The 16,862-nt window shown below is 33.0% G+C and carries 18 protein-coding genes; 7 read left to right on the top strand and 11 right to left on the bottom strand.

The features are described 5' to 3' along the window. Positions 1–55: 55 nt before the first annotated feature. Positions 56–991, bottom strand: coding sequence for a formimidoylglutamase (gene hutG / locus E2558_RS06970; protein ID WP_126566400.1), 936 nt, complete (start codon positions 989–991; stop codon positions 56–58). Between the two features lie 257 nt (positions 992–1,248). Here hutG and sdpC point away from each other — a divergent pair, with 257 nt between their 5' ends. Further along, positions 1,249–2,292: a peptidoglycan release complex CPBP-like subunit SdpC gene (sdpC, locus tag E2558_RS06965; RefSeq protein WP_126566398.1), complete on the top strand. Its 1,044-nt coding sequence runs from the start codon at positions 1,249–1,251 to the stop codon at positions 2,290–2,292. Positions 2,293–2,455: 163 nt separating this feature from the next. Here sdpC and E2558_RS06960 read toward each other — a convergent pair whose 3' ends face one another. Then, complete coding sequence (locus tag E2558_RS06960; protein WP_126566396.1) at positions 2,456–3,142, bottom strand: ribose 5-phosphate isomerase A; 687 nt, start codon at positions 3,140–3,142, stop codon at positions 2,456–2,458. Positions 3,143–3,299: 157 nt separating this feature from the next. On the opposite strand from E2558_RS06960, the gene E2558_RS06955 reads away from it, so the two are divergent. Beyond that, positions 3,300–3,962 (top strand): MOSC domain-containing protein, encoded by a 663-nt coding sequence (locus E2558_RS06955; protein WP_126566394.1) that lies wholly within the window; start codon positions 3,300–3,302, stop codon positions 3,960–3,962. 62 nt (positions 3,963–4,024) lie between these two features. Here E2558_RS06955 and E2558_RS06950 read toward each other — a convergent pair whose 3' ends face one another. The 4 genes from E2558_RS06950 to E2558_RS06935 all read right to left on the bottom strand — a co-directional run bounded on the left by E2558_RS06950 (position 4,025) and on the right by E2558_RS06935 (position 6,541). Beyond that, positions 4,025–5,044 carry an aldose epimerase family protein gene (locus E2558_RS06950; RefSeq protein WP_126566392.1) on the bottom strand — a complete coding sequence of 340 codons (1,020 nt, stop codon included), beginning with the start codon at positions 5,042–5,044 and terminating at the stop codon, positions 4,025–4,027. Between the two features lie 29 nt (positions 5,045–5,073). Beyond that, positions 5,074–5,400, bottom strand: a complete 327-nt coding sequence (locus E2558_RS06945; protein ID WP_126566389.1) for a YnfA family protein — start codon at positions 5,398–5,400, stop codon at positions 5,074–5,076. Between the two features lie 216 nt (positions 5,401–5,616). Beyond that, a complete protein-coding gene (locus E2558_RS06940) occupies positions 5,617–6,351 on the bottom strand; it encodes a hypothetical protein (protein WP_126566386.1) in 735 nt (244 codons plus the stop codon). Further along, positions 6,335–6,541, bottom strand: a complete 207-nt coding sequence (locus E2558_RS06935) for a helix-turn-helix transcriptional regulator (protein ID WP_103365562.1) — start codon at positions 6,539–6,541, stop codon at positions 6,335–6,337. The genes E2558_RS06940 and E2558_RS06935 overlap by 17 nt, the downstream gene beginning before the upstream one ends. 229 nt (positions 6,542–6,770) lie before the next feature. Here E2558_RS06935 and E2558_RS06930 point away from each other — a divergent pair, with 229 nt between their 5' ends. Continuing rightward, positions 6,771–7,379: a DNA-3-methyladenine glycosylase gene (locus E2558_RS06930; protein WP_126566384.1), complete on the top strand. Its 609-nt coding sequence runs from the start codon at positions 6,771–6,773 to the stop codon at positions 7,377–7,379. 219 nt (positions 7,380–7,598) lie between these two features. Next, positions 7,599–8,810 carry a sodium/glutamate symporter gene (gltS, locus tag E2558_RS06925; protein ID WP_126566381.1) on the top strand — a complete coding sequence of 404 codons (1,212 nt, stop codon included), beginning with the start codon at positions 7,599–7,601 and terminating at the stop codon, positions 8,808–8,810. Between the two features lie 269 nt (positions 8,811–9,079). Here the strand turns inward: gltS and fni are convergent, their stop codons facing one another. Both fni and corA read right to left on the bottom strand, forming a co-directional pair. Continuing rightward, positions 9,080–10,129 carry a type 2 isopentenyl-diphosphate Delta-isomerase gene (gene fni / locus E2558_RS06920; protein ID WP_126565656.1) on the bottom strand — a complete coding sequence of 350 codons (1,050 nt, stop codon included), beginning with the start codon at positions 10,127–10,129 and terminating at the stop codon, positions 9,080–9,082. Positions 10,130–10,173: 44 nt separating this feature from the next. After that, positions 10,174–11,121, bottom strand: coding sequence for a magnesium/cobalt transporter CorA (corA, locus tag E2558_RS06915; protein ID WP_126565655.1), 948 nt, complete (start codon positions 11,119–11,121; stop codon positions 10,174–10,176). 124 nt (positions 11,122–11,245) lie between these two features. Between corA and E2558_RS06910 the strand changes: the two genes are divergently transcribed. Together E2558_RS06910 and E2558_RS06905 are read left to right on the top strand one after the other, a co-directional pair. Continuing rightward, on the top strand, positions 11,246–11,725 hold the full coding sequence (locus E2558_RS06910; protein ID WP_126565654.1) for a thioesterase family protein: 480 nt from the start codon (positions 11,246–11,248) through the stop codon (positions 11,723–11,725). Positions 11,726–11,727: 2 nt separating this feature from the next. After that, a complete protein-coding gene (locus E2558_RS06905) occupies positions 11,728–12,138 on the top strand; it encodes a hypothetical protein (RefSeq protein WP_126565653.1) in 411 nt (136 codons plus the stop codon). 22 nt (positions 12,139–12,160) lie between these two features. Here the strand turns inward: E2558_RS06905 and E2558_RS06900 are convergent, their stop codons facing one another. Then, positions 12,161–13,060, bottom strand: a complete 900-nt coding sequence (locus E2558_RS06900; protein ID WP_126565652.1) for an alpha/beta hydrolase fold domain-containing protein — start codon at positions 13,058–13,060, stop codon at positions 12,161–12,163. Between the two features lie 202 nt (positions 13,061–13,262). Between E2558_RS06900 and E2558_RS06895 the strand changes: the two genes are divergently transcribed. After that, positions 13,263–13,907 carry a hypothetical protein gene (locus tag E2558_RS06895; protein WP_126565651.1) on the top strand — a complete coding sequence of 215 codons (645 nt, stop codon included), beginning with the start codon at positions 13,263–13,265 and terminating at the stop codon, positions 13,905–13,907. Between the two features lie 153 nt (positions 13,908–14,060). On the opposite strand, the gene E2558_RS06890 is transcribed toward E2558_RS06895, so the two are convergent. After that, positions 14,061–16,148, bottom strand: coding sequence for a DHA2 family efflux MFS transporter permease subunit (locus E2558_RS06890; RefSeq protein ID WP_126565650.1), 2,088 nt, complete (start codon positions 16,146–16,148; stop codon positions 14,061–14,063). A 12-nt stretch (positions 16,149–16,160) separates the two neighbouring features. After that, the gene (locus tag E2558_RS06885) at positions 16,161–16,808 is read right to left on the bottom strand and encodes a biotin/lipoyl-containing protein (protein WP_126565649.1); all 648 of its coding nucleotides are present in this window, start codon (positions 16,806–16,808) and stop codon (positions 16,161–16,163) included. Positions 16,809–16,862: the final 54 nt, after the last annotated feature.

The following is a 16,862-nucleotide window of genomic DNA, read 5'->3' as shown; positions in this document are numbered from 1 at the left end:
GGCAAGCATCACAACAGAATGAGTAAATGTTCATCTAAGAATTTCAAATAATTCCTTACACAAGAAAGTGATGAATTAAATTAGCAGCTAATCTTGATGTACGATCATCTACATCATAATCTGGATTAGTTTCTGCAATACTAATAGAAGAAACTTTCTCACTTAAAATCACACGTTTACCTATATCAAATACTGAATGTGGATATAAACCTAAGACGCTTGGCGAACTCACACCAGGAGCAAAGGCACTATCAATAACATCCATACAAATAGTAAACATAATTGTATCATGGTCATGCATAAAGCGTTCAATTTTATCTTTAATCGTTGGGGAAACTTGATGTAAGAGTTCATCTGCATAGACATAAATAATTCCTTTTTCATCAGCATAATCATATAACGCTCGTGTATTACCACCTTGAGCTAATCCAAGCACTAAGTAATCCGCATGTTCATCTTCCTCTAAAATTTGTCTAAACATCGTACCTGAAGTTGGTGTCTCATCTGGACGTGTATCAAAGTGTGCATCAATATTAATAATGCCAATAGACGCATCAGGATAAACTTCTCTTGTAGCCAAATATTGCGCATACGCTATATCATGTCCTCCCCCAATTAAGAAGGTTTGATTGTGGTTTTTAATCACTTGAGCTGATAATTTAGCCATCTCCTGTTGCGTTTCACTTAGTTCACCATCTTCATATTCGACATTTCCATAATCAATTAATGCTTCACATTCGCTTAAATCAGGCAATTTAGCAAATTCTCGTTTTACTGCATCCGGGCCCTTTTTAGCACCCACTCGTCCTTTATTCAGTTCAACGCCTTTATCTACAGCATAACCTAATAAACCTACACCCGATTTATCTTCGTTCGTATCCATTTTTTCTAAATTAGCAAATTTTACTGTTTGAAAATGTCTAAACTGTTTTGGATCAGTTTCACTATCAATTCTACCTGTCCATAGTTTTGGATTACCTTGTGTATACATTAAGCTGCCCCCTAAAAAATAAATATTATATTTAAATCATACATTATTTAATTCAATCATGTCATTATCGCCTTGTATTTGTTTGATACCCAATTCTAATCATTTTAAGACATTAAAAATTGTTTTCAATAAGATAAAAATAATTCAAGACTATTACATTTTAATGATATTTGAAATGGACAATTTATTTATACCCAAGTAATATGTATAATATTAAAGAAAGAGTTTATACGGTTACCCTAATGGAGGTTACATAAATGAAGACTAATCGTATTTCAGGATTTCAATGGGCGTTAACAATCTTCGTGTTTTTCGTTGTAATAATGACGCTATCCATTATCCTACGAGATTTTCAAGCTACAATCGGTATTAAACGTTTCGTTTTTGATATTAAAAATATAGCACCAGCTATAGCCGCAGTCATTTGTATTGTGGCATTTAAAAATAAACCAGTACAACTTGCTGGTTTGAAGTTATCAATTGATATCAGAGTAGTGGAACGTATGTTACTTGCATTAATTTTACCTCTAATTATTTTCATTATTGGTATGTTCAGCTTTAATGCATTTGCAGACAGTTTCATCTTACTTCAATCTTCTGATTTATCAGTTTCAGTATTTACTATTATAATTGGACATATTCTTATGGCGTTATTCGCTGAATTTGGTTTCCGTTCTTACATTCAAAATATTACAGAAACTAAAGTGAATACATTTTTCGCTTCTATTATCGTTGGTTTAATGTATTCTGTATGGACAGCGAATACGACTTATGGTACTGAATACGCTGCTTACCATTTCCTTTACACATTTATGTTCTCTATGATTATTGGTGAACTGATTCGTGCTACGCGAGGCCGTACAATTTATATCGCGGTTATCTTCCATGCAGCGATGACATTTGCGCAAGTGTTCTTATTTAGTGAAGAACTTGGTGATGTTTTCTCAATGAAAGTAATTGCTTTAAGTACAACAATCGTAGCGGTTGTCTTTTACTTATTAAGTTTAATTGTTCACTTCATTTTCTATAGAAACACGAACCAATCTTTAGATGAAGTTGAACCTAATAACTACTTAGATCATATGGACGACGATGATAACTCTACTTCTGAAGATGAAGGCTCAGTTACACATCAGAATAAGAAGAATCATTTGTCTGGCGCTAAGAGAACAACAAATTCGACTGACAGTGCGTCACGAGTTAAAGATGATTTAAAAGAAAGTGCTTCTTATGAAAATGATAGACGTTCATCAGTAGTAGATAATGCTAAAGATCAAATTGACAGCACTAAAAACAAGTAAATCGTGTATTATTAAAGCCACTTCATTATTCGCTATGAAGTGGTTTTTTTATATCTATGTAGTTCTAATTATCTAATGTTAGATAAAAAAATAAGACACTTCATACGAGTTAATATAGAAGAATTAACTTTATTAATGAAATGTCTTATTACCTTACTATTTGTTATTTATTAATGATTTGTACGCCTTGTTGTGTCCCTACAATGACTTGGTCTGTGATGTCTAAGAAATAACCTGTTTCAAGGACACCTGTTAAATGAATAAGGAATTCATGGAATTGATAAGGGTCTATTTTTTCATTTAATTGACAATCGATAATATAATTACCATTATCGGTAATAAATGGGATATCACCATTCATGCGGCGTTCAGTTTGGATATTGCCATATGATTCAATCTTTTTAGTAGTATGTAACCAATTAAATTTATCTACTTCAATTGGTAATTTAAAGTTTTCACCTAAGTAATCTACCATTTTCCCTTCATCGACTAAGACAACAAAACGCTCAGCCATTTCATCGATGACTTTTTCTCTGAATAGCGCTCCTCCGCCACCTTTTACTAAGTTAAGTTGAGGATCTACTTCATCTGCCCCATCAATCGCTAAATCTACATAGGAAACATCGTTAATATCTACAATATTTATATTTAATTGTTTAGCAAGATATTCACTTTTATTAGATGTACAAACACCTGTAATATTGAGTTGTTCCTCTTTTATACGTTCTGCAATTTTAGGAATCAATAATTCAATGGTACTTCCAGTTCCGATGCCTAAAATCATGTTATCTGTAATTTGAGCAACAGCATCATCAACTGTCATTCGTTTAAGCTCTTGCGAATCTTTCATGTTTACTGAGACCCCTTTACATGTTTACTTACTTATTATTTTACATGACATAATAAGAAATATATAGCACTTGTAGAGATTTATTATTGATTATCCCTTATCTTTTCAAATAAAATATAGTAAACTTTTGCTTAAAACAGTGTTAGGAGTGACATATATGATTCCTATCTATGCGATTTCTACTGGAAAGATTGAAGAATTAGACTATGGGCAAAAGCGTCAAATGCTTTCTGCTTTAAATAAAGTCCCATTTTCAGGAAAAATGTGGTTATCTACATTAGGATTTGTTGAGGATGAACAAGCGTATAAAGATCACGGTGGCCCTCATAAAGCAGTGTGTAGCTTTAGTAAAGCAAACTATGCTATGTATAAAGAAGACCTCCCGCACTTACCTGAATATGCGATGTTCGGTGAAAATCTTACAATAGAAGATTTAGACGAGTCTGAGGTGTACTTTGGCAATCAATACCGTTTAGGTGAAGCGATAATAGAAGTGTCAGAAATACGTGAACCTTGTTGGAAGATTCAAACTAAATATGGCATACCAGATTTGGTTAAACGAATGTCTGCATCTGGAAAGACAGGTTTTTACTTTAGAGTCATTAAAGAAGGCTTTGTTAAGGCGGATGATAATCTAGAATTACTTCAATTGGCCAATGCTGATACACGATTGTCTGTCCAAGAGCTTAATGATATTTATTATAATGATCGTAAAAATTTAGAACGCTTAAACTATGCACTTCAAAACCCATATTTATCACCTCATCGAATTGAAAAGTTAGAAAAAATGCGTAACGTGGCGCTTAAAAGACACAAATAAAAAAACTCTGATTAGTTAAATGAGAATGAATGTCTCATTCCTAACTAGTCAGAGTTTCTGTTTTATTGTTCTTTCTTTTCAGCAATATGATAAATCGTTTTTGAATAAAACTTCTCATTTGCCTTTAAGATGGATTTCGCTTGTGCTTTATCCATATTAATGTCATTAGGTAAAAATTGTGTTTCTAACGCTACACCTGAATGTGCTTTATAAATATTGAAATCACTTTTCCAATCTGACGTATGATTAAAAGTAAAAATAACCATGTTAGGCATTGTCGTTTTAACATCTAATGCAAATTCGTTATTTTCAATAAGAAATTGTTGATTGCCAATTTCAAAAGGATGATCTAACCCATTGTTAGCTTGAATCTGTTCAGTAATTAATGGATGATCAGATGAAAAAATATCTTTAAAATAAATACTATCACTCTTGAAAATATCTATTAAATCAATCGTTTGATGATTTGAAATTAAATGGGTATCGTCGATTGGATACATATTCAATTTGCTACTTGTAAGTTTATGATTATCTATGACGTTGTTATCTCTATTTAAGTTAAAGTAAACATGATTGGTTGGATTAAATAGGGTATCTTCGTTAGATTGAGCTTCGTATTCAATCGTCCATCTATGTTCCATATCATACGTATGAGTCACTTTAATTGTCATATCCCCTGGATAACCATCTTCTTTAGAAAGTAATTGCGTAGTAAAAATAATCTTTACATTCGTTATATTATCTATTACTTCATAATCGAATAAACGTTTATCTAGACCGTTACTACCTCCATGAAGCTGATGCGGTCCATTATTTGCTTCAAGCTGATAAGTTTGATTATTTAATGTAAATGATGCATTTCCTATACGACCTGCGTATCGTCCAATTGTAGCTCCAAAGTTATAAGGGTTCTGGGGGTAGAATTCATCCGCCTCAACTCTATTGCCCAACACGATATTATTATCATGATATTTCCAAGATACAATGCGTGCACCATAATTCGTAAATACAATGTTCGTTTCTTCGTTGTCAATTTTAATTAAGTCAATACCGTGATTTTGATTCTCTACTTCAACTTTCATTACTTACGTCTCCCTCTTAACACGCTTAATCAGGCTCTGCTCGGTAAGATCATTACAAGTACACCTACGATACAAATTAATGCGCCAATTAAATCGTATTTATCTGGCGCTTGTTTATCAATAACATATGCCCATACAATACTCATGACAATAAATACACCGCCATAAGCTGCATAAACACGCCCGAATGTTGGAAATGACTGAAATGTAGCGACGATACCATACATGATAAGTACGGCACCTCCTATTAACCCCAACCAACTTGATTGCCCTTCCCTTAACCACAACCAAATTAGATAGCCACCACCAATTTCACAGAAACCTGCTAATAAAAAGATAAAGATGGAATAAAGCATTTCTAAATCCTCCGATACAATGAACTTTGTTAGTTGTATTGTATCAACTCATAACGCTCTTTATCTAATTAATTTTAAGCACTGACTTTTTCACATACATATTGTTACACTTTTCTTATTAATATTCCATACATTTTATATAAATAAAAAAATGAAAACGCTATCTATAAAATATTTTTTGTAGATAGCGTTTTCTTGTTATATTTTTTAACGAAATTATTTTTTAAGACGATAAAATTGAATTGCTAATATTATTCCTGAAATCATTAAAAATAAGATTGTAATAATTGAACCAATAGGCAAATGATGCATAAATAATTCCACAACACAATCAATTATCACAATGATAGTTAGAGAAATGATAATCCAAATATAATTTGATGCATATGTATTAATAATCGTTTGTTTTTGTTGCTCGTCAGCAAATCGGTAATTAGGAATAAGTCTGAGAATTCCTTTAGGATTAGCTTCTCTTTCTTCAATGCTTGGGACATATTGTTCAGTAATTTGAATACGTTTGTCATTTTCTAGCATAAAAATAATAAAATAAATTGGAAGAAAAATAAGAAGTATTGGGTTTATTTCCCATTTAATATGGCCTTTATATATCATTGGTACGATAAAATTAGTTGTAAATATCACAAAAAGCATCCATGTTAACCAAAACCAGAAACGTTTAAATTTGGATTGACGATTTAGTTTTCTTTTCTCTTCATGTGTTTTAACATAGATAAACAAATCATCCGCTGTTTCTTTATGAATAGTTAACCTACACACAATTACGATTAGAATGAAAAGACTCCCAATCAATAATGGGGATAAAAACGATCTTTCTAAATCGCTTATTGCCTCAAAAGAAACAATCGCACCTAGAAAGTTTAAACTAATAATGCCATGTTTAGCTTTAATTATTTGATGTTGTTCGTCTATCCTTTCATCCGTCGCTGTCATCTTCTCCCTCCCAGAATAAGTCGTCTAATGTTACACCTAATGTCTTAGCGATATTAATACATAACTTCAATGAAGGATTATATTTATTGTTCTCAATCATATTAATCGTTTGACGTGAGACCCCAACTGAACGCGCAAGTTCTAATTGAGATATTTTACTTACTCCACGATATTTCTTAACGTTATTCACTTTCCCTCACTTCTTTCAAACTCCCATTTATTTAAAGCATAACGAGTTATCATAATAATTGTCAAATATATGTGACGTCACGCTTTTGATTTTAATTAATGTTATTTCTCTGTCACTTCAATTATAATTGCTATATTACTACATAATTAACATAGCACTCTAGTCTTATATCTTGATGGAGTGCATTTTTTATTTTTCATTTTCAAAAAGATAGAAAGAAGGAATAATTGTGGATTTCGTATCTAAACCAACGACAGAAACTGCTAAAGCATTATTAGGCGTTAAGATTATTTATCAAGATAACAATCAAACGTATAGCGGTTATATTGTAGAAACTGAAGCATACTTAGGCTTTGATGATCGAGCTGCACATGGATTTGGAGGCAAGCAAACGCCTAAAGTGACATCACTGTATAAACGTGGAGGCACAATTTATGGTCACGTCATGCACACGCACTTATTAATTAACTTAGTGACACGTACGGAAGGCGTACCTGAAGGTGTATTGATTCGCGCTGTTGAGCCGGAAGATGGTATTGAAGCGATGATTAAGAATCGCAATAAAAATGGATATGAAGTGACGAATGGACCTGGAAAATGGACGAAAGCATTTAACATTCCTCGTGCAATTGATGGTTCCACTATTAACGAATGTCGTTTATCAATTGATGTAAAGAACAGAAAATATCCACGAGAAATTGAAGAAAGTGCAAGAATTGGCATTCCTAATAAAGGCGAATGGACGCACAAACATTTAAGATACACAGTCAAAGGGAATCCGTATGTCTCTCGCGTACGTAAGTCAGAATGTGTGATGCCAGAAGAAACTTGGAAATAACGACCTGCTGAATTTAACGTCAGTAAAAGCAATCTTTAAATTATTATATAAGTTACATTAATTCCATTTATATAAATAACTCCAAACCTTTATATATACTAAAAAGATATTATGCTTTCTAGAAATATATATTTTTTGTATGTATAATGGTTAATATGGATAATTTTAGCGCTTTCATTATTGATAAGTGTGCGAAATTAACAAAGGGGGGAATATAAATTGGAATTAGATGCAGTGACAACATTATGTCTCGCTTGTCTGCTTTATTTATTAGGCGAATTTATTGTTAATCACGTTTCCTTTTTACAAAGAGTCTGTATACCAGCACCAGTGATTGGTGGTTTAATATTCGCAATATTAGTTGCAGTCTTAGATACTTTTAATATTTTAAAAATTACACTCGACGCACAATTTATTCAAGACTTCTTTATGATGGTATTCTTTACGACCATTGGTTTAGGTGCATCATTTAAATTATTTAAAATTGGCGGTAAAGTGCTACTCATTTATTTCGGTTGTTGTGCCGTTTTAGCCATTTGTCAGAACTTTATCGGTATTTCACTGGCGAAGCTACTCCATATTAAACCTTTATTAGGCTTAACTGCTGGTTCTATGTCAATGGAAGGCGGACACGGCAATGCGGCGGCTTATGGTCAAACATTGGAACAAAGTTTCAATATTGATTCTGCAGTAACCGCTGCTTTAGCTGCTGCTACGCTCGGTTTAGTATTTGGTGGTTTAATTGGTGGCCCATTAGTAAAATTGATGATTAAGCATTATAACCTTAAACCTGGAAATAGTGATGATTCATTCAAAGATTATAGTAAGGTTGAAGAAAATGCCACATTACATAAGAAATATAAACCAACACAAGTGTTCTTTATTCAATTAACAATTATTGCCTTTTGTATGTCACTAGGTACATTTATAGGCGATCAATTTTCTAATCTTACTGGACAAAGTTTACCGATGTATGTAGGTTCTATGTTTGTAGCAGTAGCTATACGTAATATTTCAGAATATACTAATTGGAATATCATAGATTTGAAACTGAATGATCAAATCGGTGATGTCGCACTTGGTTTATTCTTATCACTTGCTTTAATGAGTATTCAATTAACACAAGTTTATTCATTAGCTTTACCATTAATTATTATTGTTTTAGTCCAAGTCGCTTTCATTTCACTCTTTGCTTTCTTTATTCTATTTAGAGTGCTAGGTAAAGATTATGATGCGGCAGTGATGGCCGGTGGTTTTATTGGTCACGGTCTGGGTGCGACACCAAACGCTATGGCAAATTTAGATGTGATTACTAAGAAATACGGTAGCTCACCTAAGTCTTACCTAGTGGTTCCAATCGTTGGTGCCTTCCTTATTGATTTAGCTGGCGTACCTATCGTGATGGGCTTCATCAATATCTTTGGTAGTTAACCCTTGAAAATGAAAAATAAACACCTACACAATAAATAAAGAGGCTGAGACAAATTAAAATGTCTCAGCCTTTACTAATATATTGGCAGTAGCTGACTGGTTTGAAAATGCGCTTAAATCAAGCTTTTTTCAAATCTAGTCAGCCTTGCCGGGGAGCGGGGCCCCAGCACAGAGAATTTCATTAAGAAATTCCACTAATAAAGCAAGCTGGGGTTGGACGACGAAATTTATTTAATTTCTGTCCCACTCCCTTTATTATTTTCACTTCATTATCCTCTATGAATATCTAGTCCACGTTGTTCAATCCAAGACATTAATTTCTGATCAAATACTAACTTACTATGTTTAAGCTCACTAATGTCTTTAGCATTTAACATAGTCATAATCGATTTCATATGTTCAATAAATGATTCAACATAGTCAATTGTGCTCGTGATGCCTCCATTTTCAACATGATTCAAGAATGGACGTGACATACCGACTGCTTTCGCACCTAATGCTAAGCTTTTAACAGCATCTAATGGCGTACGTACACCCCCGCTCGCAAATACATTCAATGTGTCTTGGTAAGCAGCGCTTTCAAGTAGAGATTCTACAGTAGATTGTCCCCAATTTGCTAAATAGTCCATATCTTTATTAGAGCGACGTTCGTTCTCAATGGTTACAAAGTTCGTACCACCTCTACCACTCACATCAATATACGTTACTCCTGCATCAATTAAATCTTTATATAATTCTTTACTCATACCGAAGCCAACTTCTTTGATGATGACTGGCACGTCTACGCGTTGTACAATTGCTGCTACATTATCAATCCAAGTTGAGAATTCTCTATTACCTTCAGGCATTACAAGTTCTTGCGGTGCATTCACATGGATTTGTAAAGCTTGTGCGTCTAATAAACTCACCGCTTCTACTGCTTTATCTACAGGTACATCAGCACCGACATTACTAAACACGAGACCTTCTGGATTAGTTTGGCGCACAATGCTAAATGATTCAGCCATTTTAGGATTTCTAAGTGCCGCATGTGTCGAACCAACCGCCATCGCTAAACCTGTTTCACGTGCAACGACCGCTAATTTTTCATTAATTTTCTTCGTCCAATCACTGCCACCTGTCATTGCGTTAATATATAAAGGATATTTCATGTCAAAGTTGGATGTATGACTTGTTAAATCAATTTGATCTACATTTATGTTCGGAATCGAGTGATGTACAAACCTCACACGGTCAAAGTCCGATTGAGGCGCGTCATGTTGTGCCATTGCAATCTCAACATGTTCATTTTTCCTCTGTTCTCTTTGCATATCGCTCATGCTACTACCTACCTTTGCTTAATTTATAATATTGATACTCTCTACTAGAACCATTTTTTTCTTTTGAAAAAGACAATTAACGCCACTGCTATGATTAACATGACTAGCATACATAAAGGATAACTATAATGCCATTTCAATTCAGGCATATATTCAAAGTTCATTCCATATACACCAGCGATAAATGTTAATGGCGAGAAAATAACGGATACAAGTGTCAACACTTGCATAATACTATTCATTCTAAAAGAAGAATACGATTCAAAGTTCTCCCTAATCTCATTCGTCATTTCTTGCGATGTACGGATAATGTTATTCTGTTTAATCAAATGGTCATCGATATGTTGAATATACATGGAATGTTTACTATCGACAATTAAATTACCTTCTGTTTTAATCGTATTAACCAATTCTTGCATTGGGAATAAAACGCGTTTGATTTTAATCAAGTCTGAACGTAATTTAAAGACATTGTCCATTACTTTTTTACTATGCGTATCATCAACATGCGCATCCTCAAAGTTATAGACTTTCTCTTCAATTGTATAAACAAAATCAAAATATTTATCTACCATCATGTCCAAAATATGTATCACTATATCTGCACAGTCTAGATCTGGATCATGATTATTAGAGTTCATTTCAGCGACATTATTTAGAGATTCAAAATGTTTATCATGATATGTCACTAATACCTTGTCATTTACAAAGACGTTTAATGCTATAGGAGAAAAATCATCTTTATACATACTATGAAATACCATGTATTGATAATCTTTATACGCTTTGTATTTAACACGTGGCACGCCACTGATAGCATCTTCTAACTCTAAATAGTTAAAATTGAAATTCTCAATTAAATAATCATTTTCTTCGGATGTAGCTTTCTCAAAATCAAACCACACGATCGTCGCGTCCTGTGGAATGTCTTTTACTGTATCAACTTGGGTAAGTGACTGTTTTGAAGTTTGATACCGAATTATCATCGTCATTTTATATGTTACCTCCTATAGAACCATACGTCTTACATTCTACCATGAATTAAATGTCGTGTATGCGTTATTTTAATTTAGTAAAATGAATTTAGAAATATAAATTGAAAGGACGTAACTATTTATGAATTATCCATTTATTGTTAGAAAAAAAGTAGAACAATCTCAAATCGATCACAATAACCACATGCACGATTCTGAATATAATGCCGTCTTTAGTGAAGCCGTGAATGAATTTAATTATGCTAATGGTCTATCATTAGAAGAACGCAAAACGTTAAATTATACGATGTTCACTTTAGAAGAACATACGACTTATTTATCTGAAATGTCTTTAGATACAGCATTTCATATTATAGTAAACATCTATAATTATGATGATAAACGTGTTCACTTCTTTTTATCTCTATATACAGAAGATGATGTATTAGCCGCTACTAATGAAGTTATGATGATGGGTATTGATGGCGAACAACGTCGGTCTGCCCCTTTTCCAGAAGAATATAAAAAGAATGTTGAAGAGTATTATAGCATTCAAGGAGATGTCGAATGGCCGAAACAATTGGGCCATCAAATTGGTATACCAACAAAAAAGGATGAATAGAAATGACGCAAACGTTAAGAGATTCAATCACAATAAAAGTATATGATTTGTATGATGATTTAAAAGTGCAGTTAATCGAAATAAATCAGTCCAAGCAATTATTTATAAACGGACCAAGTCAAGAATTAATGAAACGCGCGTTTAACATTAGTTATTATCAAGGCCAAAAACAGGCTATTGAAGCAGTACAAAGAATAATCGATGATAACGAAGAAGCACATACACTAGTTAAACAGTTTCGTGATTATCAAACACGCGTTAAGGATAAGCAAATTAATTTATCAGAAGTGATGCAGCATACAAATGAATCACACACTAAACTTGAAGAAGTATTAGACCAGCATTACCACTACATGGGACAAAGCTACATCATCTCACAAGTAGAGACTATGATTAAAGAGGTTTCAGAATGATTCTGAAACCTCTTTTCAGTAATTATTGATCGATTGTCTTAGTAATCTGTTTAATGACTTTATGTGATTCACGAATTGGATATAACGGGAAATCATGAAACATTTTAGGATAATCAAAGAATTGAATATCGTGATTCGCTTCTTCTAATGTATAAGCCAATTGTTGAATGTCTGGATAGTAAATCTCGCGACCTCCTCCGAACATGACAATGGGTGGTAAATGTTTTAATGAGCCGTATAATGGCGAAATACGTGGATTTGCGAGTGCATCTCCATTACTCCATACGTTTAAAATACGTTGTAATCCATCAATATTTACAAAGCGGTCTTTATTAATTAGACTATCTGTTATTTGAGGGTTTGTCATCGTTGCATCCAACATAGGTGAAATTAAGAATAACTTCTTAGGTACAGGGCGTTGTTGTTCGACAAGTTGTTGAACAAAACTTAATGCAAGTGCGCCGCCAGTTCCATCCCCCATAATCACTATGTTCTGTGGCTCTACTTCTTCTAAAAGAGAATCATAGACATCACTAATGGCTTTAAAAATATCTTCTATATGGTATTCCGGCGTCTTAGGATAAATAGGTAGTACGACTTCATACAAGGTATTTAATACAAGTTTATCCATAAATCTCCAATGAAATGGTGAAGGTTGTAATGTATTATAACCACCGTGAATATATAATATTTTCTTCTTCGTTTCATGACGGAAATTGAATCTAAATACCTGCATTTCTCCTAAAGAAAGTTTATCAAGATTCGCTTTAACATTTAATGTTGAAGGTTGTTTATGTTTCGCTTGATTGGCATCTTTACGTCTATCCATAAATTGATCAAATGCAGCTTGATTATCAAATAATATTGAGCGGTTGTGTAACAAATACTTATTCATAATTCTATTTACCATATGTGATCTCATGATATATTTATAACCTGCCTTTTTTATTTTTAATGAGATATATTTGAAATACTATTCCGTTAAATATAAAAAACGATATAATGAAAGGTATGTTGTAAATTTAGTGTTAAGAATAATTAATATACTAGTTATTTCACATTAAACACAGTATAAAATAGTCAATCTTATAACACAAATGAATAAGAATAAAGGAGGTCAAAAAGTGTCAAACTATCGCAACGATAATTATGAAAAAAATAGATATACAAATAATCATCCGTTTAGTCGTTCTAATCGCTCTGGCAAGAAAAAACGCTCTTGGGTAAGTTTAATTATTCATATTATTATTTTAGTATTAGTAGGTATTACTGGTTATAGTATGTACAGACAACCAATATTTAATCTTGTCTTTGCAAACCAACCTATAAATTATGAAGGCATTAAAGATTTTCAAAATTTGGTAACTCAAATTGGTTCATTAAATATTAACTTTGGCCAGCTAGCAAACATTCAAGATATTGCAGACAAATTAGTCATAGTCTTTAATATATTTTTTATCTTATGCATCATTAGTATGATGATTTCGATCATTACTATTCTCTTTAATCGTACAATTTTAAAAATAATTAATTTCATTATTATAGCTATCCTGTTAGTAATGTCTTATTACTTTGGTTATGCCGTTCAACTTATTGGGGAACGTATTTCTGACAAGTTACAAGATTTCTATTTAAAAGTAGCACCAACTCAAATTGTTTCTGAAGCAGATGCGATTCACAATGCGCTTATCTTATTGGTATGTAGTTTAGCGTTGCTCATTATCAGTTTCTTCTTTAGAAACCGTCGTCCAAAAACGAAACTTAAATAGATTTAATTATAAAAAATCATCAAGAAGTGTGAAATTCTTGATGTTTTTTTATTTGGTTCTATCTTTTCAAAAAAAAATAAAAAAAGTATCGATAACACTTAACGTGTACCGATACTTTAAAAATCATGCCCCCACAACACAATTTTATTTAAATTATTTTACTTGTTTATTTTGATCTGCTTTTACCATTCTGTCATGTTCTGCTTCAGCGCCTTTTTTACCTTTTAAGAATAAACTTAAAATAAACGCTAATACTGCTAATCCAGTAGCAATCCAGAATGCATCGTTAATACCTTCGATATATCCAAGTTTATTAACATATTTTAAGATTGCTTGCATAGCATTTGATTGACCACCATATTGCATAGCCATTTGACGAATTTTATCGATAATCATTGGATTAGTTTTATCCATTTCATTCGCAAAGTTAGCAACATGATTAGTTGTTTGAGTAGTCATAACTGTAACAAGAATGGCTGTACCAATAGAACCAGCTAATTGTCTCATTGTATTTAAGAATGCATTACCATGAGAAATTAGTCTTGGTGGTAAAGCGTTGATAGCTGCTGTCATTAAAGGCATCATTACAAACGCCATACCAAATGAACGGATAATATAAATACTCATGATATGGAGATAAGATGTATCCATATTTAATCGAGTAAGTTCCCAAGTTCCGTATGCCATTACGGCAATACCGAATAGTGCTAATGGTTTTAGACCAATTTTATCTAATAATCTACCAGTAATTGGTCCAAGAAGACCCATTACTAATGAACCAGGTAATAAAAGTAAACCTGAATCAAGGGCTGAGAAGCCACGTAAGTTTTGTAAGTAAATTGGTAATAAGAGCATACCACCAAATAAACTCATCATTACTACCATGTTAATAATTGTAGTAAGTGTAAATGTTGGTGATTTTAATACTTCAAGATTTAACATTGGCGCTCTCATTGTTAATTCACGAATGACGAAAGCTGCAATGAAGATAACACCAATAATAAACATAGCGATGATTTCACCTGAGCCCCAACCTTTGTTACCAGCTTCACTGAATCCATATAATAAAGCACCAAAACCAATTGTACTATATACAATACCTTGATAGTCGGCTCTAGGATTAGTTGTTTTTTGGTAAAGTCTGAACCAGAAGAAACCAATAATGATAGCAATAATACCTAATGCTGTCATACCAAAGAACATTACGTTCCAGTGATAGTTTTGAACGATATAACCAGATAATGTTGGTCCAATTGCTGGCGCAAGAATCATGGCAATACCCATGGTACCCATTGCTGTCCCACGTTTTTCAGGTGGGAAGATTGTAACGATAACGTTAGAACCTAATGGCATCAAGACACCAGCACCAATGGCTTGTAACACACGTCCAGTCATCATAATCGGGAAGTTTGTAGAAATCGCACAAACTAAAGAACCGAGTGTGAATAATACAAGCGCAATAATAAATAATCTACGATAAGAATATTTATTAAATAGGAATGCACTAATTGGAATTAGGATACCATTTACTAACATGAAACCTGTCATCAACCATTGACCAGTTGATGCTGAAATATTAAATTCAGTATTAATTTTAGGTAAAGCAACGTTTAATAATGTTTGGTTTAAGATGGCAATAAACATACCAAACAATAGTGCTGCTAAAATCATACCTCTTGTAGTGTTTTTGCCGAACACGAAATTAGCTTTTTGATGTTTAATACGCTCATTTACGCGTCCTTCTTGAGAGTTCGGATTAATCGGCTCATAAATTGAATCTTTAGGTAAATGTTGATTATTTACATCTTCTTCATCTCTTGATTCACCAACAGCTTCTTCACTGTTCATGTCTGAAGCATCGTCTGAATAATGTAAGGAATGTGATGCTTGTTTTTGTTCAGGATGAATTTTTTCAGATGCAGAATCTTGTTGATCTTGTTCGCTTTCGAAATGATCTTTACGTTTGTCATTATCAAAACGATGATCGTCTTCGTTCTCAAAGTGACGACGTGCTTCTTCGTCATGATGAGAAGAAGTTGATTCGTTTGACGCTTTATCTCGGTCTAAGTCACTTATTTTAAATTTAGATGGATTACTTTGACTTTTAGATTCTTCATTTACGTGTTGTCCCTTAGATTGGTTTGATTTTGCGTTTTTACGTGATTTCATAAGTAAAACATTAATCAAACCAACTAAAATGATCGCTACAACTATATAACCAATAATGAAGGTCGCTGTCATTCTATGACCTCCTTAGTCTTTATGGATTTTTACTTCAGCGTTCATTCCAGGAACAACGTTTTTAGATGGTACAGAATCTAAAGAAATTTTAACAGGTACTACTTGAGAAACTTTAGTGTAGTTACCGTCAGCGTTAGATGATGGCATTAATGAGAAGCTAGCTGCAGTTGCTTGGCCTACTTCTTCTACTTTACCATCGATATCAGAATCTTGACCGTCAATTGAAACATCAACTTTGTCGCCTTTTTCGATACTGTTAACGTCTTTTTCGTCAATATTTGCTGTAATATATAAATCATCTAAATTGTAAGCGTAAGCTATTGGTGAACCTGCTTGTGCAACTGAACCTTCCATACCACTTGTTTTAACGATAGTACCGTTTTGAGGCATTTTAATGTCCATGTCTTTAGCGTCTCCGCCTTGACCTTGAGCACTTACTTCAGCTACTTTGTCACCTTTTTTCAATTTGTCGCCTTGTTTCACATCAAAAGATTTGATTTGACCTGAAGCAGGACTTGAGATTTGAATTTGATCTCCGTCAACTTTTGCATTATCAGTTGTTACATAACTTGTAGCATTGTGGTATAACATGAAACCTACAATACCAATAGCAATGATAACAATGATAGTGATGATATTAATTAACACCATTTTTTTCATTGAACTTTTCCTCCTATTTGCTTTTCAAAATTACTTTTAATATTATAAAGACAT

Source organism: Staphylococcus pragensis, assembly GCF_004785665.1.
GTDB classification, from domain to species: Bacteria; Bacillota; Bacilli; order Staphylococcales; family Staphylococcaceae; genus Staphylococcus; species Staphylococcus pragensis.
The sequence above is the reverse complement of the archived record's forward strand: the minus strand, read 5'-3'. Positions and strand labels throughout refer to the sequence as shown.